Origin of the sequence: Amycolatopsis sp. NPDC001319 (assembly GCF_042896185.1) — a bacterium.
Lineage (GTDB): Bacteria > Actinomycetota > Actinomycetes > Mycobacteriales > Pseudonocardiaceae > Amycolatopsis.
In genome coordinates, this window is sequence record NZ_JBIAWY010000008.1 from 350,694 (window position 1) to 371,370 (window position 20,677).

The window sequence follows — 20,677 nt, forward strand, 5'->3', positions numbered from 1 at the left end:
CGGGTCAGTGTTGCTCGGCTGGGCGAGTGAAGTGGTGCGACCGTGACCGCGCTGGGAGTGGTCACGCCGTTCTGGCTGGATCGGCCCGCGGGGGAGGCCGTGGAGATCGCGGTGGAGGCGGAGCGCAACGGGTTCGGGGAGTTGTGGGTCGGGGAGATGGCGACGTTCGACGCGTTCGCGCTCGCGACGGCCGTGAGTCTGCGGACGGAGCGGATCGGCGTGAAGGTGGGGCCGTTGCCGCTCGGGGTGCGGACGCCGGTGGCGCTGGGGTTGGGCGTGGGGTCGGTGGCGACGTTGGCGCGCCGGCCCGTGGGGCTGGCGCTGGGTGGGTCGAGCCCGGCGATCGTCGCCGGCTGGCACGATCGGCCGTGGGACCACACGGCCCTGCGGATGCGGGAGACCGTGGCCGCGGTCCGGACCGTCCTCGACGGACAGTGGCTGTCCGTCCACGGGAAACACGTGCGCAGCAACGGGTTCCGCCTGCGGGAGCCGGCGCCGGTGCCGATCACGGTGGCCGCGTTCGGGCCGGCGATGACGCGGGTGGCCGCGGAGATCGCGGACGAGGTCGTGCTGAATCTCGTGCCGCCTTCGCATGTTTCGCGGGTGCGCAAGGAGATCGACGGCCAGGCGCACGCCGCGGGCCGGACGCCGCCGCGGCTGGCGGTGTGGGTGCCCGTTGCGCTGGAGCCGGGGGAGGCGACGCTGCGGCAGCTCGCGGCGCAGGCCAGCGTCTACCTGAGCCCGCCCGGGTACGGCGAGATGTTCGCCGAGCTGGGGTACGGCGAGCTCGTCGCCGCGGCGCGTGCCGGTGCGAAGCGTTCCGCGCTGGTTGTGCCGCCTTCGCTGGTCGCCGACGTCGGCGCGATCGGGTCCGCCGCCCAGGTGCGCGAACGCATCGCGGCCTACCACGCGGCGGGCGCGGACCACGTCGGCCTCGTCCCGGCTACCGCGGAAGACCCGGCCGGCCGCACGCTGCTGCGCGAGCTGGCCCCGTGACCGCCGGGTCGCACCGCTTCCCGGGCGAGTCCGTCGGCCGGGCCCTCGACGTCCTCGGCGAACGCTGGACGCTGCTCATCCTGCGCGAAGCGTTCTTCGGCGTCCGCCGCTACGCCCAGTTCGCCCGCAATCTCGGCATCCCCCGCCCGACGCTGTCGGCGCGGCTCAAGCAGCTCGTGGACCAGGGCGTGCTCGACCGCGTGGTCTACGCCACCGACCCGGACCGCCACGAATACCGCCTCACCCCGACCGGCAAGGAGATCTTCCCGGCGCTCGTCATCCTCATGCGCTGGGGCGACGAGAACCTCCCGCTCCCCGACGGCCCCCCGCTCGTGCTGCGCCACTCCTGCGGCCACCCCGTCGCCCCGCGCCTCTCGTGCACCCACTGCGGCGACGAGATCACCACGGCCAACGTGACGCCGGAACCGGGCCCGGGCCACCACGAAGGCTGACCCGGGCCCGGTTGCGGGCTAGCTACGCGTGTAGACCTGCGACCATTCCCAGCCGCAGCTCTGGCACGTTCCAGCCTGGACCTGGAAGCTGCCCGCGTCGGCGGGAACCCAGCCGTCGGCCTTCAGTTCGTACCGCCCCGCGGGCACCGACGTGAAGGTCACGTACCCGTCTGCGTCGGTGGTTCCCGTCGCGGTGGTGCTGCCGGAAATCACGTCCACCAGGCTCACGTCGGTGTCGGCGATGGCCTCGCCGGGATCTTGGGTGAAGTTCTTGTTGTCGTCGTGGTAGATCCAGCCACTCGACGTCGCCGTTGCCCCGGGCACTCGCGCCCACAGGTCGAAGGACGGATAGCCGTCCGGGCCACCGGTCTCGGGCCCGAAGTCGCACGCCACGCCGAATCCGCCGTACTGGTTCGCGACGGCGGGAACCGTCCCGGTCTCGGTGAACGTCCGGGTCTCGCCGGGGGCGAACGTCAGCGAGGCCGGGTAGACGAGATCGGTCCAGGACTGCCAGCCCTGGAGCTCCTGCTGACTGCCGCCGAGGCGGTCGCACCAGCCGCTGATGCCGGAGAGCGCCTGGGATCCCGTGTTGGTCAGTGTGATCGTCACCTGTGCCTGGTCCCCGGGCGCGTAGGTGCCGCGGTCGAGGGTCGCTGTCGCGTGGAACTGGTCCGACAACGGCCGAACAGCCCGGACCTCGACGTTCTGGTCACCGCCGGTGACGCCGAAGCCGCCGTTGGCCTCCGCGAACAACCAGCCGTCGGGCAGCGTCGTCGAGAAGAGCTGGTAGTACCGCGCGGGCAGGTCGGCGAAGGTGAAGCTGCCGTCCGCGCCGGTCACGGTGTCGAGCGTTTGGTCGCCGTAGATCCGCACCGGCGCCCCGGCGAGGCCTTCGCCCGGATCGAACGCGTTGTTGCCGTTGGCGTCGCCGTACACGACCCCGTGCAGCGTGCCCGTGGTCGTGGTCGGGTCCACGAACGGCACGCTCAGATGCGCCGGCTGCACGTCCCACGACGGGATGCTCGTGCTGGTGATGTCGAACTCGGGCGAGCCGCCTCCCCAGCTGTAGACGGTCGCGTTGAGCGCGAGGGTCCGGGTCTCGTCCGGGGCAAGTGTGGCGCCGGGGTAGCCGAAGTCGCCCCAGCCGTCGGTGGACACGTACGAGCCGGAGTTCTGGTCGGTGTACAGGCTGATGGCGGTCAGCGTCTCAGCCGAGGCGTTGTGCACCGTCACCGTGATCGGGAACGGCTTCCCGACCAGGTGCACGCCGCTGTCGACGGAAGCTGTGATCACCAGCTTCGCCGGGTCCGCGGACGCGGCGGGTGTCACGAGGGCACCGAGGGTCAGCGCGGCGGTCAGTCCGGCGAGCAGCCGGAAGACCCCGCGCGGGGATCTGCGGGACAAGTGTTTCCCCCTGGAAACAGGCCGTCCGTGGGCGTCCCCCGACGCACGCTTGCCGGGCCGGCGTGGTTGCGCAGTGGTGACTGCGATCAGGGAAGAAAGTAGCGCCGCCGGGCAGGGGCAGGCCAGGGGATTTGCCCGGACGGAGCAGCGGCGGGTCGAGTGCAATGTTCTACACAAGCTTGACGAACATAACGACTTGTGTAGAAACTATGTCCACCGAACCGACTGAGGAGGCGTTCGCCATGACGGTTGTCGCGCAGGGTGCCGAGGTGGCGGCCCCCGCCGCAGAAGGCGGCGTGGGCTTCGACCGGAGGCCCGAGGAGTATCGGCATTGGCGGCTGCGCGTGGACGGGCCCGTGGCGTGGCTGGAGCTCGACGTGGCCGAGGACGGCGGGCTGGTGCCCGGCTACGAGCTCAAGCTCAATTCCTACGACCTCGGCGTGGACATCGAGCTTTACGACGCCACGCAACGGCTTCGCTTCGAGCACCCGGGCGTCCGGACGGTCGTGGTGACGAGCGGCAAGGACGGCGTCTTCTGCGCGGGCGCGAACATCCGGATGCTGGCGGCGTCGGAGCACGCGTGGAAGGTGAACTTCTGCAAGTTCACCAACGAGACGCGCAACGGCATGGAGGACGCGACCGAGAACTCCGGCCAGACGTACCTCGCGGCCGTCAACGGGGCGTGCGCCGGCGGGGGCTACGAACTCGCGCTCGCGTGTGACAAAATCATCCTCATCGACGACAATTCGTCGACTGTCGCGTTGCCCGAGGTCCCGCTCCTGGGTGTGCTGCCCGGGACGGGCGGGCTCACGCGGGTGGTCGACAAGCGCGGTGTGCGCAAGGACCGCGCCGACGTGTTCGCCACGCGAAGTGACGGGGTGAAGGGGAACACGGCCGTCGACTGGAAGCTCGTCGACGAGCTGGCGCCGCGCCGCGACTTCCGCCAGGCGGTCGAGAAGCGGGCGTTGGAGCTGGCCGAGAACAGCACACGGCCCGCCGACGCGCGGGGCATCGAGCTGACGCCGCTCGACCGCAGCGCGACGGAGTCGGGCCTGACCTACCCACACGTCACCGCCGTGTTCGACCGCCCGGCCGGCACCGTCGAGATCACCGTGCACGGGCCGGAGGAAGCAGGGCCCCAGACCACCCAGGAGATCCACGAGCAAGGCGCCGCGAACTGGCTGCTGGCCGTCACGCGCGAGCTCGACGACCTCATCCTCCGCCTGCGCACCAACGAATCGAGCCTCGGCACCTGGCTGCTGCGCACCAGCGGTGACGCCGAAAAGGTGCTGGCCCACGAGCGCGCCGTCCTCGGCCGCGCCGGTGAAGACTGGCTGTGCAACGAGATCCGCCACTACACCAAGCGGGTCCTCAAACGGCTCGACGTGACCAGCCGCAGCCTCATCGCGCTCATCGAACCGGGCAGCTGCTTCGCCGGTGTCCTGCTGGAGCTCGCCCTCGCGGCCGACCGGCAGTACATTCTCGACGGTCCGCCGCTCGAAGACGAACAATCCGAAGAACGCGCCGCGATCACCCTGTCGGAAGCCAACTTCGGCACCTTCCCCATGGGCAACGGCCTGTCCCGCCTGGAATCCCGCTTCTACGGCGAACACGACCACTTCGCGTGGCTCCGCCGAGAATAGAGCCGCCCGCTGACGCCCCGGGAGACCGTCGAGCTCGGCCTCGTCACCGACGCCCCCGACGACCTCGACTGGGAGGACGAGATCCGCATCGTCGTGGAGGGCCGCGCCGCGCTGAGCCCCGACTCCCTCACGGGCATGGAGGCGAACCACCGGTTCGTCGGCCCCGAAACGATCGAAACGAAGATCTTCGGCCGCCTCACCGCGTGGCAGAACTGGATCTTCACCCGACCGAACGCCTCGGGTCCCGAAGGCGCGCTGCGCCGCTACGGCACGGGCCAGAAGGCGACCTTCGACCGGAAGCGAGTCTGACCGTGCCCGAGAAGATCGACTACTCCGGCAAGATCCCCAACAACGTCGGCCTCGCCGACGACCGCCGGCTGCAGCGCGCGCTGGAGGGCTGGCAGCCGAAGTTCCTCAACTGGTGGGGCGAGATGGGCCCGACATTGGAGACCCAGGGCGTGTACCTGCGCACGGCCGTGAGCGTGGGCCGGGAAGGCTGGGCCCACTTCGGACACGTCAACGTCCCCGACTACCGCTGGGGCATCTTCCTCGCCGAGCGCGACCCGGACCGGCGCATCGCGTTCGGCGAGCACGCGGGAAACGAGGTGTGGCACCAGGTTCCGGGGGAGTATCGCGCGGATCTGCAACGCCTGATCGTGATCCAGGGCGACACGGAACCGGCGTCCGTGGAGCAGCAACGCCTGCTGGGCCTCACCGCACCCAGTCTCTACGACCTGCGCAACCTCTTCCAGGTCAACGTCGAAGAGGGCCGGCACCTCTGGGCCATGGTCTACCTGCTGCACGCCTACTTCGGCCGCGAAGGCCGCGAGGAGGCCGAAGGCCTGCTCTTCCGCAACTCCGGCAGCCCCGACACCCCGCGCATCCTCGGCGCGTTCAACGAGGAAACGGCCGACTGGCTGGCCTTCTTCATGTTCACCTACTTCACCGACCGCGACGGCAAGTACCAGCTCGGCACGCTCAAGGAATCCTCCTTCGACCCGCTCTCGCGCACCTGCGAGTTCATGCTGAAGGAGGAAGCGCACCACATGTTCGTCGGCACCACCGGCATCGACCGCGTGGTGACCCGCAGCGCGGAGCTGATCCGGGAGCACGACACGCTCGACATCGCCTCGCACGGCGGCATCCCGCTCGACATCATCCAGCGCTACCTGAACTTCCACTACACCGTCTCGCTCGACCTGTTCGGCAGCGAAACCTCCACCAACGCGGCGAACTACTACACCGCCGGGCTCAAGGGCCGCTGGCACGAGACCCGCCGCAAGGACGATCACCAGCTCACCACCGACAGCACCTTCCTCGACCGCCCGCGCGCCGACGGCACCTGGGACACCGAGGAAGTGCAGACCCTGCTCGCGCTCAACCTGGACCTGCGCGGCGAGTACATCGCCGACTGCCGCAACGGCCTCAACCGCTGGAACAAGATCCTCGCCGACGCGGGCATCGACTTCCGCTTCGCCCTGCCGCACCCCGGTTTCAACCGCCAGGTCGGCCTCAACGCCGGCCACCACATCACGCCCGACGGCACCATCGTCGACGAGGCCGCGTGGGAAGCCAACCGCCGCAACTGGCTGCCGACGGACGAGGACCTCGCGTTCGTCCGCTCGCTCATGCACCCGGTGTACGAGCGCGGCAAGATCGCGAGCTGGGTCGCGCCGCCGGGCATCGGGATCAACGGCCGGCCGTTCGAGTACGAGTACGTCCACCTTCCCTGAGGCACCCCCGAGGAGCGCAGAATGTCCACTCCGGACACTCCGCCGGTCGTCCGCGCCGACGTGCTCGTGGTCGGCGCCGGACCCACCGGCCTCTACGCCGCCTACTACGCCGGCTTCCGCGGCCTGTCGGTCGCGGTCGTCGACTCGCTGCCCGAGCCGGGCGGGCAGATCACCGCGATGTACCCGGAGAAGCAGATCTTCGACGTCGCCGGGTTCCCGTCCGTCCGCGGGCGCGACTTGGTCGAGCGGCTGCTGGCGCAGGCCGCGCCGTTCGGGCCGCGGTACCTTCTCGGCCATCGCGCCGACGTGCTGGAACGCGGCCCGGGCAGCTTCGCCGTGACCACGCACCTCGGCACGCGCGTCGAGGCGCGCGCGGTGATCGTGACCGGCGGCATCGGCACCTTCACCCCCCGCCCGCTCGTCCCGGCGGCCGAATTCGAGGGCATCGGCCTGGCCTACTTCGTGCGCCACCTCGACGACTACGCCGGCACCGACGTGGTGATCGTCGGCGGCGGCGACTCGGCGTTCGACTGGGCGCTGGCACTGCACCCGGTCGCGAAGTCCGTGAAGCTCGTGCACCGGCGCGAAACCTTCCGCGCGCACCCGGCGACCGTCGCGGCCGTGCGGGAACTCGGTGTGGAGCTGGTCGTCAACGCGGAAGTTTCGCGGGTCCTCGGCGGGCCGGACGTCCTCGGCGTCGAACTGAAGAGCAAGGAAGGCGCGCGGACGCTGCCGTGCGGGCGGATCATCGCCGCGCTCGGGTTCACGGCCAACCTCGGGCCGCTGCTGCAGTGGGGCATCGACGTCGAGAACCGCCGGCACATCCCGGTCGACGCGGCCATGGCCACCTCGGTCCCCGGCATCTTCGCCGCCGGCGACATCAACGACTACCCCGGCAAGGTGCGGCTCATCGCCGTCGGCTTCGGCGAAGCGGCGACGGCCGTGAACAACGCCGCGCACCACCTCGACCCCGCCGCGCCGGTCTTCCCCGGCCACTCCACCGACGAGCCCGCCCCCGCTCGCGTCTGAAAACCGTTGGGAGAGAACAACATGCCGTACGTCATCGCCGAACCGTGCATCGACGTCACCGACCGCTCCTGCATGGAGGAGTGCCCGGTCGACTGCATCTACGAAGGCGAGCGCAAGCTCTACATCAACCCGTTCGAGTGCATCGACTGCGGCAACTGCGAACCCGCGTGCCCGGTCGAGGCGATCTCGCAGGACCGGCACGTGCCCGACGAGTACGCCGCCTTCGCCGAGGACAACCGCCGCTTCTTCACCGAAGCCCTGCCCGGCCGCGACGCGCCGATCGGCCAGCCCGGCGGCGCGATGTCGTTCGGCCCCGCCGGCGCGGACACGGCGCTGGTCGCCGAGTACGGTCCGCGCTAGCCGCCGCTCTCGACGAAGGAGTCCCAGTGGTGCTGGGCCTCGTCGCGCCATTCGGTGTGGCGGGTGTGGAACAGCTCGGCCGCCTGCGTGCCGCTCCAGCGGTCGGGCAGGAGGGTGCGCGGCAGATCCGGGTCGAGGAACGGGAAGCGGCGCCACTCGTGCACCAGGCGCGTCTGCGCGAGGAGCACGGCCTCGCCCGAGCGCGGCGCGAGGCCGGTGAACTCGTCGATGAAGCGCTCGTAGTGGTGTTCGAGCTCGCGCAGGTCCCAGGCGCGCGCGACCATCTGCTGCTCGTCGCCGATCTCGGCGTAGCTCGCGACGAACGACATGGCCTGGCCGCCGTCGGTCAGCTCCGCGACGAGGCGGGCGGCCTCGGGTTCCGCGCCGACGTTCGGGCTGATCCACACACCCGGCGCGGGCGAGCCGAAGCCCGCCCAGCTCAGCCGCGTGCGCATGCGGTGGCGCAGGTCGCGCTGGGATTCGGGCACCGACACGAGCAGCACCAGCCACGTGCGGTCCCACTCACCGGTCTGCCGGCCGAAGCCGTAGATGCGCTCGGCGCCTTCGCTCAGCAGACGGCGCCCCGGCGGCGTCAGCAGCCAGCGCACGCGCCGGCCCGCGCGTTCGGACTTCAGCCAGCCCTCGCCGGACGCGCGGGCGAGCGCCTGGCGGGCCGACTTCTCCTCGACCTTGAACAACGCGAGGGCGTCGACCAGCGACGACGTCCAGACCGGCTCCTGGCGAGGCAGCACGTACTCGCCGAGCACCGTCATGAGCAGCGACCGCGCACTCGTGTGCGCCAGTTCGCGCCGTCGCGAGACGGTGGGCCGGGTGGCCGCCACCTGCGGATCACCGCCTTCCGGGAGAAAAACTGGTACAAGCGTCTGGTCAGATTACCCGGTTGACGGTGCCTGAGCGTGCGACCCGGGGGAGAACGGTTGCTCTCCTGGCAAGGCCTCCTGGCTGAATTTCCCCGGACGTTTTCGTGCCGGCGGCTGAGCGTTTCAGAGCATCGAGATTTCCAGTTCCGCCGGGCGTTCGCGGGATCGGTGCCGATGCCGAGCCCGGTGATCGTGCTGCGCTCGATCCCGAAGGCCGCTGCGACCCGCCAGGGGACGGCGCTGCCGAAGGCCGAGGGTCACTACAGTGGTCGATTGCCGAGGTTCGAGCAGTTTCTTCGTGTGGTGGAAAGGCTTCTGGTTGTTCGGGTCCGGGGATGTCGAGTCGGTGGTCGCGCGGTTGAGGGCGGCGGGCTGTGTGTTCGCCGAGGAGGAGGCGCGGGTGCTCGGGGAGGCGGCGGCGGGGGACGCGGCGGCGCTGGAGACGTTGGTGCGGCGGCGCGTCGAGGGCGAGCCGCTGGAGTACGTGGTCGGCTGGGCGGAGTTCGCGGGGCGGCGGTTCGTGGTGGCCGAGGGCGTGTTCGTGCCGCGGCACCGCACCGAGCTGCTCGTGCGGCTGGCGGCCGGGTTCGCGCGGCCGGGCGCGGTCGTGCTCGACCTGTGCTGCGGGTCCGGCGCGCTCGGGGCGACGGTGGCGGCCGAGGTGCCCGGTGTGGAACTCCACGCAGCGGATGTCGATCCGGTGGCGGTGCGGTGTGCGCGGTCGAACGTCGACGGTGCGGTTTACGAAGGTGACCTGTTCGAACCTTTGCCCGAGCGGTTGCGCGGCCGGGTCGAGGTGCTGATTTCGAACGTGCCGTACGTGCCCAGCGGCGAGGTCGCGCTGCTGCCGCCCGAGGCGCGTGAGCACGAGCCGCTCGTGGCGCTGGACGGGGGAGCCGACGGGCTCGACGTGCTGCGGCGCGTCGTCACGGAGGCGCCGCAATGGCTGGCGCCCGGCGGCCGCGTGCTGTTCGAGACGAGCGAGCGGCAGGCGGAGCCGGCCGTCGCGGCATTGGCGCAGGTGGGGCTGCGCGCGTGGGTCGAAGAATCGGAAGATCTCGGGGCGACGGTGGTCGTCGGCGAGCGGAAGCCGTTGCTGCACAAGGAGTAATCGTGATTCGCCGGGTGGCGGCCCGGGTAGTTGGCCGGGGCCGCGAGAGTGAGGGGCCCCGATGAAGGTCTACGCCGACCGCCCGGTCCGCCGCACCGCGCAAGTGCTCAGCGACGTGTTCGCGTTCGGGCTGCTCGCGTTCGCCGTGTGGCTGGCCGTGCGCGTGTACGACGAGGTGATGCGCTTGCGCGCGCCGGGCGACGGGCTCGTCGACGCGGGTTCCGGGCTGCGCGCCACGTTCGACTCGGCCGCCGACAAGGCCGGCCAGGTGCCGTTGATCGGCCACCCGCTCGCCGACGCGCTGCACTCCGGCTCGGCCGCGGGCACCGAACTCGCCGACGCGGGCCGTTGGCAGATCACGGCCGTCGAGGACCTCGCGTGGTGGCTCGCGGTGCTGGTGGTCTCCGTGCCGCTGGTGTTCCTGCTGGTCTCGTGGCTGCCGTTGCGGTGGCGCTTCACGCGCGGCGCCACGGCGGCGGCCCGGCTGCGTCGCCAGGGCGCCGAAGGACTCGACCTGCTCGCGTTGCGCGCGCTCGTCACGCGGCCCCTGCCGCGCAAGGTCCGCGCCGGCGATCTCACCACGGGCTGGCGCGAACGCGATCCCGACGTCGTCGCGGACCTGGCCGCGCGCGAGCTCGCGCACCACGGGCTGCGCCTGCCCGCTGCCGACCGGATCGGTCCGGTCATCGGGACGAACGCGAAGTGAGTCGATCACGACACGGATTGGTCGCTTCCCCGTACTGCACTTCCCGGGCCGCGCCGTTTAGGGTCGGGGCATGAAGGTCGGCCTGCTCACCCGGGAGTACCCGCCGGACGTCTACGGTGGAGCGGGGGTGCACGTCGAGTTCCTCGCCCGCGAACTTCGGTCGCTGGTCGACCTGGACGTGCACTGCTGGGGACCGGACCGCGACGACGGCGCCCACGGCCACCGCGACCTCCACGGCTACGCCCAGACCGCGTTCGCGACCATGGACATCGCCGTGTCGATGGCCGACGCGCTGGCCGGGCACGACCTCGCCCACAGCCACACCTGGTACGCGAACCTCGGCGGCCACCTCGCGAAGCTCGCCCACGGCATCCCGCACGTGATCACCGCGCATTCGCTCGAACCACTGCGTCCGTGGAAGGCCGAGCAGCTGGGCGGCGGCTACCGCGTGTCCTCGTGGATCGAGAAGGACGCGTACGAGGCGGCCGACGCGATCATCGCCGTGAGCGCGGGCATGCGCGAAGACGTGCTGACCGCGTACCCGGCCGTCGACCCCTCGCGGGTGCACGTGGTGCACAACGGGATCGACACCACGCTCTACCGTCCCGACCCCGGCCGTGACGTGCTGGCCAAGCACGGCATCGACCCGGACCGGCCGTATGCGCTGTTCGTCGGGCGCATCACGCGGCAGAAGGGCGTGCCGCACCTCGTGCGCGCCGGCTCGGAGCTCGCCGAGGACCTGCAGCTGGTGCTGTGCGCCGGCGGGGCCGACACACCGGAGCTCGACGCCGAGTTCCGCGGCCTCGTCGCCGAGCTGCAGGAGAAGCGCACCGGTGTGCACTGGATTCCCGAGATGCTGCCGCGCCCCGAGGTCGTGCAACTGCTGACGCACGCGACAGTGTTCGTCTGCCCGTCGGTGTACGAGCCGCTGGGCATCGTGAACCTCGAGGCGATGGCGTGCGGCACGGCCGTGGTGGCCAGCGACGTCGGCGGGATCCCCGAGGTCGTCGACGACGGCGCGACGGGACTGCTCGTGCACTACGACGAGAACGACACCGCGGCGTTCGAGGCGGGGCTCGCGCGGCGGATCAACGAGCTGGTCGCGGATCCCGCCCGGGCCGCCGCGCTGGGCCTGGCCGGGCGCGACCGCGCCGTGGGAGAGTTCGGCTGGGCGGCGATCGCCGCGAGGACGGTCGCGATCTACGAGGCGTGCGGGAGGGTTTCGTGATCGACGGATCGGATGTCCTGGGGATCGTGCTGGCCGGTGGCGAGGGCAAGCGGCTGATGCCGCTCACGGCCGACCGGGCCAAACCCGCCGTGCCCTTCGGCGGGGTGCACCGCCTCATCGACTTCGTGCTCTCCAACCTCGTCCACGGCGGGATCCGGCGGATCTGCGTGCTCACGCAGTACAAGTCGCACTCGCTCGACCGCCACATCTCCACCACGTGGCGGCTCTCCTCGCTGACCGGCGAGTACGTGACGCCGGTGCCCGCGCAGCAGCGCCTGGGCCCGCGGTGGTTCCAGGGCAGCGCCGACGCGATCCACCAGAGCCTCAACCTGGTCTACGACGAGTCTCCCGCCTACATCGCGGTGTTCGGCGCCGACAACATCTACCGCATGGACCCGCGCCAGATGATCGACGAGCACATCGCGTCGGGCGCCGGCGTGACCGTGGCGGGCATCCGCGTGCCGCGCGCGGAGGCGAGCGCGTTCGGCGTGATCCAGACCGGCGACGGCACGAAGATCGACGCGTTCCTCGAAAAGCCCCAGGACCCGCCGGGCCTGCCGGACTCGCCCGACGAGGCGTACGTGTCGATGGGCAACTACGTATTCACCACTCAGGTGATGCTCGACGCGCTGCACGCGGACTCGAAGAACGTCGGGTCCAAACACGACATGGGCCGCGACATCATCCCCGCGCTCGTGGACAAGGGCCAGGCGGCCGTCTACAACTTCAGCGGCAACGTCGTCCCCGGTGAGAGCGAGCGCGACCACGGCTACTGGCGTGATGTCGGGACCATCGACAGCTACTACGACGCCCACACCGACCTGATCTCGACGTACCCGATCTTCAACCTCTACAACCGCAAGTGGCCGATCCTGTCCTACCCGGGACAGCGCGCCGCGGCGAAGTTCGTGGAGGGCGGCACCGCCGGGCAGTCGATCATCAGCAACGGCTGCATCATCTCCGGCGCGCAGGTCGTGGACTCCGTGCTCTCCCCGGACGTCGTCGTCGAAAACGGCGCGGTCGTCCAGGGCTCGGTGATCCTGGACGGCGCCCGCATCGGCCGCGGCGCCGTGGTGCGCCGGGCGATTCTCGACAAGAACGTCGTCGTCCCGCCGGGCGCCCACATCGGCGTCGACCTGGCCCGCGACCGCGAGCACTACCACGTGAGCCCGGGCGGGATCGTGGTGCTGGGCAAGGGAGAATCGGCGATCTAGGCCCGGTCGGCCGCCGCCACGAGGGAGGCGTGCGTCGGGGCGTCCGGGACGTTCGCCGGTCGATTCTTGGCGAACTCCGCGCGCAGCACGGGAACCACTTGCTCGCCGAGGATGTCGATCTGTTCCAGCACCGCCTTGTGCGGCAGCCCCATGCCGTCGACGGCGAAGAGCTGGCGCTGGTAGTCCCCGGCGTAGTCGCGGAACGCGAGGGTGCGTTCGATGACCTGCTGCGGGCTGCCGACCGAGAGCGGGGTCTGGTCCATCGTTTCCTCGAGCGACGGGCCACCGCCGTAGATGGGGGAGTGGTCGAAGTACGGCCGGAACTCGCGGATCGCGTCCTGGGAGTTCGGGCGCAGGTACGTCTGACCGCCGAGCCCGACGATGGCTTCCTGGGCCGTGCCGTGGCCGTAGTGTTCGAAGCGGGTGCGGTAGAGCTCGATCATCCGCCGCGTGTGGTCCGCGGGCCAGAAGATGTTGTTGTGGAAGAAACCGTCACCGTAGTAGGCGGCCTGTTCGGCGATCTGCGGGCTGCGGATCGAGCCGTGCCAGACGAACGGGGGCACGCCGTCGAGCGGGCGCGGGGTGGCGGTGAAGCCCTGCAGCGGGGTGCGGAACTTGCCTTCCCAGTCCACGAGCTCCTCCCGCCAGAGCCGGCGCAGCAGGGCGTAATTCTCCACCGCGAGCGCGATCCCGTCGCGGATGTCCTTGCCGAACCACGGGTAGACGGGGCCGGTGTTGCCGCGGCCCATCATGAGGTCGACGCGGCCGTCGGCGAGGTGCTGGAGCATCGCGTAGTCCTCGGCGAGCTTCACCGGGTCGTTGGTGGTGATGAGCGTCGTGGAGGTCGAGAGCAGGATGCGGCTGGTCTGCGCGGCGATGAACCCGAGCACGGTCGTGGGCGAGGACGGCACGAACGGCGGGTTGTGGTGCTCACCCATCGCGAACACGTCGAGCCCGGCCTGCTCCGCGCGCACGGCGGTCTCGATCATGCGTTTGAGCCGCTCGTCCTCGCTCGGCGTCTGCCCCGACACGGGGTCGCGCGCCACATCGCCCACCGTGAAGATCCCGAACTGCATGACCGCCTCCCGCTCCCGAAGTTGATGCATCAACTGAACCGGGAGCGGGAGGCGGGTATTCCGGGCGTCAGTGCTTGCGCTTCCCGGCGTCGTCCTGCACGTCGAACTGCTCCTTGCGGACCTCGCCCGTCACGGTCTGCTCCTCGGTGACCGTCTCGGTGTTCAGCCGCGCGCGCTCGACGGGTACGGTTTCCTTGCTGATGACCGGTTTCTCGGCGTGCAGCACCACGTCCTGCTCCTGCTCGCCCAGCTCGGCGCGACCGGTTCCGCCGCGCGCTTCGGTGATGGGCTCGCGCTCCAGGCGGACCTCCTCGTGGCTCACCGGGACCGTGACCTGCTGCTCTTCGGTCACGACGTACTTGCGCAACCGCACGTGCCCGGTCTCCACCTGCTCGGTACCGACGTGCAGGCGCTCCTCGGACCGGATCATCTCCTCGCCGCGGGTGCCCGAGCCGGCGTCGGCCATCGAGCGCTCGCCACGACCGTGCGTGCCGCGGCCGGCGGCAGCGTCCATTTTGTCCCGGCCGGGCGCCATGCCTTGCTTCCCGCGATCGGCGGTGTCCATTTTGCCCCGGCCGGCCGCCGTGTCCTGCTTCCCGCGGCCCGCGGCCCTGTCCTGGTTGCTCTGGCCCGCATTCGCGTCGGGTGCCGTGCGCGGCATCGGCAGGCCGTAGTGGCGGTACAGCTCGGCGCTCTCCGTGGACGACAGGTGCCCGTCGGCGTCGATCCGCGGCGCCTCCGAGACCTGGTCCTTCGCGACGTTCACGTGGATCCCGTCGTTGTCGACGTTCGCGCCCGAGAGCGGCACGAAGCTCTCCTTACTGCCGAACAACCCTGTTTTCACGGTGATCCACTCGGGCTCCCGGGTGGTGTCGGCGAGGTAGACGTTGCCGACCTTGCCGATCTTGTTGCCATCCGGGTCCACCACCGCGCTGTCCATCAATTGCTGGGGCTGCAGGGTGCCGGCCATGACACTCACGTCCTCTCTCACTGGGATTTCCGCTGGTGATCTCCACCGTCGGACGTGTCGTCGATCACGGCAACTCTCCGTTGTGCCGGTGGGTGACCCCGGAAAGAAAACGTTTCGTGCACTTCGTTCGGGGTAACGCGCGGGCATACCGGCTGCCCGGGCGATCGCGGTTCGCACCCGAAGCTCACCTGATCGGGTAACAACTGTCCGGTGTGGAGCGATTCAGGCGCAGACGCTCCCGCATCCCCGAAAGGTCCCCCGACGATGCGCAAAACCACGATCGCCAGACTCACCGCGCTGCTGACGCTGGTGGGTCTCGGCATCGGCATGTCCACGGTGGTCACCTCCGCCGACGCCGCCCAGGAAAGCACCTGGTGCACCCGCAAGGCCAACATCGCCATCGTCGGCACCTCGGCCGACACCGGGTACGGCACCACCGGCTACCAGTCCACCACGGACACCTGGTTCCCCACCACCTACGGCTGGACGACCAAGTTCGCCAACGACGTCCACTCCGAGTGGCAGACGAACGTGCAGAACTACTCGCACAACGGCGCTCTCGCCGCCGACTACCTGCCCGGTGGGCGCTGGGCGGGCACCACCGGCGCGATCGCCGACATGGAGACCAAGCAGCCCGACCTGGTCCTCGTCGACCTCGGCGGCAACGACCTGTGGGCGCAGAACGACCCGGCCAAGTTCCAGGCCGACCTGAACAACGTCATCGACGGCATCCGCGCCGCTCGGCCGGGTGTCGACATCCTCATGTCGATCTACGCCCAGCTCAAGTGGACGCCGAACCCGTACGGCGGCAACACCCAGAAGTACACCTGGGACCAGTACGCGTCGGTGATCTACCAGACGGCGGTCGCGAAGGGCACGGCGCTCGTGGACCTGCGCCAGTACATCCCGCCTGCCGGCGCGGCGAACCTGCCCAACCCCAGCCCGTGGACATCGGACAACATCCACCTCAACGACGCGGGCAACCTCGCGGAGTACGGCATGTGGTGGGGCTGGACCGCGAGCCTGGGCAGCATCTGCGGCTGAGGTTCCATCAGACCCTCGCGTGGGCGAGCACGAACAGCTCCGCGGGACGCAGGGCGTCGCGGCGCGGCCACACGTCGTGGTCGCGCTGGTGGACGTGCCGGACGGTGCCGAAGCCGTTGTCCCGCAGCAGGTCCGTGAGCTCGGCGGGGGAGAAGCAGCTGCGCCAGGGTTCGCCGGCTCGTTCGGCGACCTGGGAGACGGCGTCGGCGTAGTGCGCGCCGGCGTCGTTCCGCAGGTGTGCCGGGAGCACGTAGTCGGCGACGAGCTGCGTGCCCGGGGCGAGGCCGGCGACGGCGCGCAGCGTGCGGGTGATGGCGGCTTCGGTGAGGTACATCGTGACGCCGAGCCAGCTGACCAGCGCCGGGCGGGCGAGGTCGAAGCCGTGCTTGACGAGGGCTTCGAGGAGGTCGCCGGTCGTGAGGTCCAGCGGGACGAAGGTGCGGTTCGCGGGTTCGGGGAGGTCCGCGTTCGCCAGCTGCGCGCGTTTCCACTCCTGCGTGCGCGGGAGGTCCACTTCGAACACGTGGGTGTGCGGCGCGCGGTACACGGAGGTGTCGAGGCCGGCGCCGATGACCACGCTTTGGGGCGCTGACTGGGCCTCGGCGTAGCGGCTGCGGCAGAGCACCTGGGTGCGGCCGCCGGCGAGGATCGGGTCTTCGGGGTTGTCGCGGTGGTAGGCGAGGAGCTGGTCGCCGTAGTCGCCGAGCAGGGGTGCGGCGAACTCGTCGGTGAAGATCTTGGGCTCCGCGTCGACGATCAGGTGCGCGGCGCGAGCGGCGGCCGCGGTGAGGGCCGTGAAGCTGGGTTCGGTCACGGGCCGACCCTAGCTCAGGAATAGTGCAAGGATAGCACAGATAGATCGTTTTCGCAAGGTCTGCCGGGTTGCGATCCGGCGGCGGTGGCGGAACTCCTCAGGTTTCGGTCTTTGCCGCTGGTCACCGAGTTTACGCAGGTCAGGGTGGGTGGCGTAACTCTGGCGTAATGCGGATCCGGGTACGGTCGCGCAGGTGGAACCTCCGTCTTCCCGGCCCCGCGCCGAGCGTGCCCGGCAGATCGCCGACGTCCTGCGCCAGCGCATCACCGCGGGCGCCTTCGACGACGGCCCGCTGCCCGACGAGCACACCCTCGGCACCCAGCTCGGCGCCACCCGCAACGCCGTGCGCGAGGCCCTCGGCCTGCTCCGCGCCGAAGGCCTCGTCGAGCGGCGCCAGGGCGTCGGAACGCTGGTGGTGCACCCGAAGTACGGCCACGGACTCGACCGGCTCGCCGGCCTCGCCGAAGCCCTCGACGGCTACGGCGACGTCGTGAACGAGGTCCGCTCGGCCGCCATCGTCACGCCCCCGCCCGCCATCGCCGAGCGGCTGGCGCTGGTCCCCGGCGCGCCCGTCGTTCACCTGGAACGCCTGCGCCGCCTCGGCGGAGCGCCGCTGTCACTGGACACCACCTACCTGACCGCCGACATCGGCGTCCCCTTGCTCGACCACGACCTCGCGGGCCGCGACCTGTTCGCCCTCATCGAGGAAACCAGCGGCCGCCGCCTCGGCCGCGCCGACGTGGTGGTCCACGCCGTCACCGCCGGCCCGGACACCGCCGCGTTGCTGGACATCGCCCCCGGCACGGCCGTCTTCGCCCTCGACCGCCTCACCCACCTCGACGACGGCCGCCCCGTCGACGCCGAAACCCTCCACATCCGCGCGGACCGGCTCACCTTGCGCGCGACACTGCACCGGGGCCCGGCATGACGAGCACGACGATCGGCTGCCACGCCCGGCTTGGTTTCGCGGCTCGGCCTGGCTCGCCGCGACCGGTCGCAGGCCGCACGACGGCGAGCGGTGGAACGCGGTCGGTCCGCCTGCCGGCGCGGTCGGGTGCGGTCCTGGTCGGGGGACCGACATGACGGGTGTGGCGATTGGCTGCCGCGCATGGCTTCGATTCGCGGCTCGGTTCGGTTCGCTGCGGCCGGTTGTGCGCCGCAGGGCGGCCGGCGGCGCAGTGCCGCCGGCGTTCCGAGGTCTTGCCCGGGATGCTGGCATGGGGCGTTTGGCGATCGGTTGCCGTGCATGGTCTCGCTTTGCGGTTCGATCTGGCGAGCGGCGGCCGGCCCCCGCGCGCCAGGCGGTGGGCGGCGGGGTGTGGCTGCCGGCGCGGTCGGGTGCGGTCCTGGCCGGGGGACCGGCATGACGAGCGTGACCACCGACGTTCTGCTGGCGCTTTTCGGGCTGGCCGGCGGGATCGGGATCACGGCGGTCGGGCCGGGTGGGGTTCTGCCGACGATCGCGTTGTTCTTGCTGACGCCGTTGGGGCCGGCGCAGGTGGCGGGGACGGCGATCGTGACGCATGTGGCGACGGGGCTGGCCGGGAGCGCGGCCTATGTGCGGTCCGGGCAGTTGCGGGAACGGCACACGAGGCGGGTCGCGGTGCTGCTGGCGGGTGTCGCCGTTGTCGGGACGCCGGTGGGGGTGCTGCTGAATTCGCTGGTGTCCGCGCGGTGGTTCGGCGTGATGCTCGGGGTGTTCGCCGTTGTGGTGGCGGCGTTGGTGGTGGTGCGGCGGCCGGCGGCGGAGCGGGAGCCGTCGGCGGGTTTGGTGCTGGGGATCGGCGCGGCGGTGGCGGTTGCGGCGGGGCTGGTGGGTGTGGGTGGGCCGATGCTGACCGTGCCGGTGCTGGTGGTGGTGGGGCTGCCGATGCTGGAGGCGCTGGCGGCGGCGCAGGTGCAGTCGGTGGTGATCGCGACGGCCGGGGCGGTCGGGTATCTCGCGAGCGGGGCCATCGACTGGCGGCTGGCGGCCGTCGTCGGGGTGCCGGAGCTGGCGGGGGTGGTCGTCGGCTGGAAGATCGCGCACGCGTTGCCGACGAAACGGCTGCGGATCGCGCTCGTGGTCGCGTTGGTCGCCGTGGCGCCCTATCTGGTGCTGAAGTAGTGAAGGGCGCCTTGAGGAAGGTCCCTCAAGGCGCCCTTCAAGAACAGAACCTCAGCGCACCCGGTCGAACGGCAGCTGCACCACCGGACCCGGGCGCACCGTCCGGCCGGCCGCGACAGCGTCCACTTCGGACTCTGACAGCGCCCGGCGGTAGAGCCGCGTGTCGTCGAGGGAGCCGGCGAAGTGGTAGGCGCCGTCGAGCCGTTCGCCGAGCTGGAGCTGGAACGAGACGGTCTCGCTGACCGAACCGGGCGAGTCCGGTCCGGCCGCGGCGAGCACGCCGTCGACCCAGATCTTCAGCCGGCCGCCGGTGCGTTCGAGCGCGAGGTGGTGCCACTGCTGGTCGTCGTAGGCCTGCGTGGTGGTCACCGACTTGCTGCCCGCCGCCGTGGTCATCATGGCGATGAGCCGGTGCGACGCGGGCTCACCGCGCAGCCACAGCTGCGGCGCCGTGGTGCCCATGCCGCCGAGCCACAGCAACGCCTGCGGGTCCTTCGAAGCGCCGTAGTCGAACGACGTCGTGAAGGTGAAGTCACCCGAACCCGGCAGCTGCGACCAATCGAAAGGCACCCGCACGAAGTCGTCGACCCCGTCGAGCTGCAGCGCGCCGTGGGACACCGACGCACCCCCGAGCACGTATGCGACGGCGCCCGGCCGGGCCACGTCCGGGGTCGTCGGGCCGGCGGAACGCTGCCACCCCAGATAGTTCTCGTCGAAGCGCGCGAAGCGGATCTCGTCACGGGCGTCGACCGCGCCGCCCTCGTACATCAGGCCGATCTTCGCGTCACGCTCAAGCGGGCCGCTCAGCTGCACGAGGTCGGAGTAGCCGGACCAGTCGCTGGTCACCCGGGTGCCCTGCTCCGCGTCCTCCCACGTGCGGCCGTTGTCGTAGGACGAGCGGACCATCATCCAGCGCCGCCGGTCGGTGTCCGACGGCGAGGCGAACAGGATCCGCTCGCCGCCCGGCCGTTGCAGGCGCAGCAGGGACCCCTGCACCATCGGCGTCACCAGGTCGGGGATGGTGGTGAAGCGCTTGCTGAACGTCTGGCCACCGTCGCGGCTCAGCGCGTAGTCGCGGTTGCCGACGTCGGTGCCGCCCTGTTCGCGGCCGCCGGCGTAGATCGTGCCGTCCGGCAGCTCGACGACGCTGACCTCCGAAGGCTTCTGGGCATACGTGCCGCCCACCGGATGCGGGTAGCTGTCGACGGCGCCGACGTGCCAGCTGCGCCCGGAGTCGTCGCTGTAGATCAGCGCCGCGTAGTTCTCGATGGAATTGGTGCCGTCGCTGCGTTCCGCGTTCACGCCGAACACCAGCCGGCCCGCGTGGCGGCCCTTCGTGAGCTGGATGCCGTGCACCGGTCCCGAGGCGTACCACGAGTCCCACGCCGGCAGCTTCGCCTGCGCGCTGATGTCGACCGGCGCCGACCAGGTCAGGCCGTCGTCGTCGCTGTACTGCGAGTGCGGCGTCCGCGGACACGGCACGTCGCAGGCCTTGTCGTCGTCGCGGCCCTTGTTGTACGTGGTGATCAGCACGATCCGGCCGGTGCGACTGTCCACGATGGGCACCGGGTTGCCGTGTGTGTCGCCGCCACCGGGGTTGACGACCTGCAGCGGCGACCACGTCTGCCCACCGTCGGTGGAGCGCTTGAGCACGAGGTCGATGTCGCCGGTGTCGCCGCAGTTGTCGCGCCGGCCCTCGGCGAAAGCGAGCAGGGTGCCGTGCGTGCTGCGGACGATGGCCGGGATGCGGAAACAGGCGTAGCCCGTCTCCTGGTGCGGGTTGAAGAGCACCTGCTGGTCGAACTGCGGAACCGGTGCCGGCGCGGCTTGCGCGGCCGCCGCCGCGTTCACGCCGGACACCAGCACCGCGAACGCGAGTGCCCAGCGGATGATCGGTCTCATGTCCCGT

At 70.8% G+C, this 20,677-nt stretch carries 18 protein-coding genes and 1 pseudogene; 13 read left to right on the forward strand and 6 right to left on the reverse strand.

What is annotated here, in order from left to right:
* Window positions 1-42: 42 nt before the first annotated feature.
* Complete coding sequence (locus tag ACFY1H_RS30415; RefSeq protein WP_386951939.1) at window positions 43-996, forward strand: LLM class F420-dependent oxidoreductase; 954 nt, start codon at window positions 43-45, stop codon at window positions 994-996.
* A complete protein-coding gene (locus ACFY1H_RS30420; protein ID WP_366585355.1) occupies window positions 993-1,448 on the forward strand; it encodes a helix-turn-helix domain-containing protein in 456 nt (151 codons plus the stop codon). Before ACFY1H_RS30415 ends, ACFY1H_RS30420 begins: the two co-directional genes overlap by 4 nt.
* An 18-nt stretch (window positions 1,449-1,466) precedes the next feature.
* Here the strand turns inward: ACFY1H_RS30420 and ACFY1H_RS30425 are convergent, their stop codons facing one another.
* Window positions 1,467-2,852, reverse strand: a complete 1,386-nt coding sequence (locus ACFY1H_RS30425) for an SdrD B-like domain-containing protein (protein ID WP_386951942.1) — start codon at window positions 2,850-2,852, stop codon at window positions 1,467-1,469.
* Window positions 2,853-3,094: 242 nt separating this feature from the next.
* Between ACFY1H_RS30425 and boxC the strand changes: the two are divergent.
* From boxC to fdxA, 4 genes and pseudogenes are all read left to right on the forward strand, one after another.
* Window positions 3,095-4,804 (forward strand): annotated as a pseudogene (boxC, locus tag ACFY1H_RS30430) (2,3-epoxybenzoyl-CoA dihydrolase).
* A gap of 2 nt (window positions 4,805-4,806) precedes the next feature.
* The gene (gene boxB, locus ACFY1H_RS30435; protein WP_386951945.1) at window positions 4,807-6,228 is read left to right on the forward strand and encodes a benzoyl-CoA 2,3-epoxidase subunit BoxB; all 1,422 of its coding nucleotides are present in this window, start codon (window positions 4,807-4,809) and stop codon (window positions 6,226-6,228) included.
* A 21-nt stretch (window positions 6,229-6,249) separates the two neighbouring features.
* Window positions 6,250-7,257: an NAD(P)/FAD-dependent oxidoreductase gene (locus ACFY1H_RS30440; RefSeq protein ID WP_386951947.1), complete on the forward strand. Its 1,008-nt coding sequence runs from the start codon at window positions 6,250-6,252 to the stop codon at window positions 7,255-7,257.
* 21 nt (window positions 7,258-7,278) lie between these two features.
* Window positions 7,279-7,617 (forward strand): ferredoxin, encoded by a 339-nt coding sequence (gene fdxA, locus ACFY1H_RS30445; protein WP_386951949.1) that lies wholly within the window; start codon window positions 7,279-7,281, stop codon window positions 7,615-7,617.
* Here the strand turns inward: fdxA and ACFY1H_RS30450 are convergent.
* On the reverse strand, window positions 7,614-8,420 hold the full coding sequence (locus ACFY1H_RS30450; protein WP_366585521.1) for a PaaX family transcriptional regulator C-terminal domain-containing protein: 807 nt from the start codon (window positions 8,418-8,420) through the stop codon (window positions 7,614-7,616). The genes fdxA and ACFY1H_RS30450 overlap by 4 nt on opposite strands.
* Before the next feature lie 376 nt (window positions 8,421-8,796).
* Between ACFY1H_RS30450 and ACFY1H_RS30455 the strand changes: the two genes are divergently transcribed.
* The 4 genes from ACFY1H_RS30455 (at window position 8,797) to glgC (ending at window position 12,757) form a co-directional block, all read left to right on the forward strand.
* A complete protein-coding gene (locus ACFY1H_RS30455) occupies window positions 8,797-9,609 on the forward strand; it encodes a putative protein N(5)-glutamine methyltransferase (RefSeq protein WP_366585365.1) in 813 nt (270 codons plus the stop codon).
* A 61-nt stretch (window positions 9,610-9,670) separates the two neighbouring features.
* Window positions 9,671-10,315, forward strand: a complete 645-nt coding sequence (locus tag ACFY1H_RS30460; protein WP_386951952.1) for a hypothetical protein — start codon at window positions 9,671-9,673, stop codon at window positions 10,313-10,315.
* A 70-nt stretch (window positions 10,316-10,385) separates the two neighbouring features.
* Complete coding sequence (gene glgA / locus ACFY1H_RS30465; protein WP_366585369.1) at window positions 10,386-11,543, forward strand: glycogen synthase; 1,158 nt, start codon at window positions 10,386-10,388, stop codon at window positions 11,541-11,543.
* Window positions 11,540-12,757, forward strand: coding sequence for a glucose-1-phosphate adenylyltransferase (glgC, locus tag ACFY1H_RS30470; RefSeq protein ID WP_366585371.1), 1,218 nt, complete (start codon window positions 11,540-11,542; stop codon window positions 12,755-12,757). The genes glgA and glgC overlap by 4 nt, the downstream gene beginning before the upstream one ends.
* On the opposite strand, the gene ACFY1H_RS30475 is transcribed toward glgC, so the two are convergent.
* Window positions 12,754-13,833 carry an LLM class flavin-dependent oxidoreductase gene (locus ACFY1H_RS30475; RefSeq protein WP_366585373.1) on the reverse strand — a complete coding sequence of 360 codons (1,080 nt, stop codon included), beginning with the start codon at window positions 13,831-13,833 and terminating at the stop codon, window positions 12,754-12,756. The genes glgC and ACFY1H_RS30475 overlap by 4 nt on opposite strands.
* A 67-nt stretch (window positions 13,834-13,900) precedes the next feature.
* A complete protein-coding gene (locus ACFY1H_RS30480) occupies window positions 13,901-14,803 on the reverse strand; it encodes a PRC and DUF2382 domain-containing protein (RefSeq protein WP_386951957.1) in 903 nt (300 codons plus the stop codon).
* Between the two features lie 264 nt (window positions 14,804-15,067).
* Here ACFY1H_RS30480 and ACFY1H_RS30485 point away from each other — a divergent pair, with 264 nt between their 5' ends.
* Window positions 15,068-15,847 (forward strand): SGNH/GDSL hydrolase family protein, encoded by a 780-nt coding sequence (locus ACFY1H_RS30485; protein WP_386951959.1) that lies wholly within the window; start codon window positions 15,068-15,070, stop codon window positions 15,845-15,847.
* A 7-nt stretch (window positions 15,848-15,854) separates the two neighbouring features.
* On the opposite strand, the gene ACFY1H_RS30490 is transcribed toward ACFY1H_RS30485, so the two are convergent.
* Entirely contained in the window at window positions 15,855-16,661 is an 807-nt protein-coding gene (locus ACFY1H_RS30490; RefSeq protein WP_386951961.1) for a class I SAM-dependent methyltransferase, read from the reverse strand.
* 193 nt (window positions 16,662-16,854) lie between these two features.
* Between ACFY1H_RS30490 and ACFY1H_RS30495 the strand changes: the two genes are divergently transcribed.
* Together ACFY1H_RS30495 and ACFY1H_RS30500 are read left to right on the forward strand one after the other, a co-directional pair.
* Window positions 16,855-17,589 (forward strand): GntR family transcriptional regulator, encoded by a 735-nt coding sequence (locus ACFY1H_RS30495; protein ID WP_386951964.1) that lies wholly within the window; start codon window positions 16,855-16,857, stop codon window positions 17,587-17,589.
* 435 nt (window positions 17,590-18,024) lie between these two features.
* Window positions 18,025-18,768: a sulfite exporter TauE/SafE family protein gene (locus ACFY1H_RS30500; RefSeq protein WP_386951967.1), complete on the forward strand. Its 744-nt coding sequence runs from the start codon at window positions 18,025-18,027 to the stop codon at window positions 18,766-18,768.
* 51 nt (window positions 18,769-18,819) lie between these two features.
* On the opposite strand, the gene ACFY1H_RS30505 is transcribed toward ACFY1H_RS30500, so the two are convergent.
* Window positions 18,820-20,670, reverse strand: a complete 1,851-nt coding sequence (locus ACFY1H_RS30505) for a sialidase family protein (protein WP_366585386.1) — start codon at window positions 20,668-20,670, stop codon at window positions 18,820-18,822.
* Between the last annotated feature and the right edge of the window lie 7 nt (window positions 20,671-20,677).

What these genes read in the sequence shown, in the direction of transcription:
- ACFY1H_RS30440 (WP_386951947.1), top strand. Translation starts at nt 6,250, where the DNA reads ATGTCCACTCCGGACACTCCGCCGGTCGTCCGCGCCGACGTGCTCGTG.
- fdxA (WP_386951949.1), top strand. Translation starts at nt 7,279, where the DNA reads ATGCCGTACGTCATCGCCGAACCGTGCATCGACGTCACCGACCGCTCC.
- ACFY1H_RS30460 (WP_386951952.1), top strand. Translation starts at nt 9,671, where the DNA reads ATGAAGGTCTACGCCGACCGCCCGGTCCGCCGCACCGCGCAAGTGCTC.
- glgA (WP_366585369.1), top strand. Translation starts at nt 10,386, where the DNA reads ATGAAGGTCGGCCTGCTCACCCGGGAGTACCCGCCGGACGTCTACGGT.
- ACFY1H_RS30475 (WP_366585373.1), bottom strand. Translation starts at nt 13,833, where the DNA reads ATGCAGTTCGGGATCTTCACGGTGGGCGATGTGGCGCGCGACCCCGTG.
- ACFY1H_RS30480 (WP_386951957.1), bottom strand. Translation starts at nt 14,803, where the DNA reads ATGGCCGGCACCCTGCAGCCCCAGCAATTGATGGACAGCGCGGTGGTG.
- ACFY1H_RS30485 (WP_386951959.1), top strand. Translation starts at nt 15,068, where the DNA reads ATGCGCAAAACCACGATCGCCAGACTCACCGCGCTGCTGACGCTGGTG.
- ACFY1H_RS30500 (WP_386951967.1), top strand. Translation starts at nt 18,025, where the DNA reads ATGACGAGCGTGACCACCGACGTTCTGCTGGCGCTTTTCGGGCTGGCC.
- ACFY1H_RS30505 (WP_366585386.1), bottom strand. Translation starts at nt 20,670, where the DNA reads ATGAGACCGATCATCCGCTGGGCACTCGCGTTCGCGGTGCTGGTGTCC.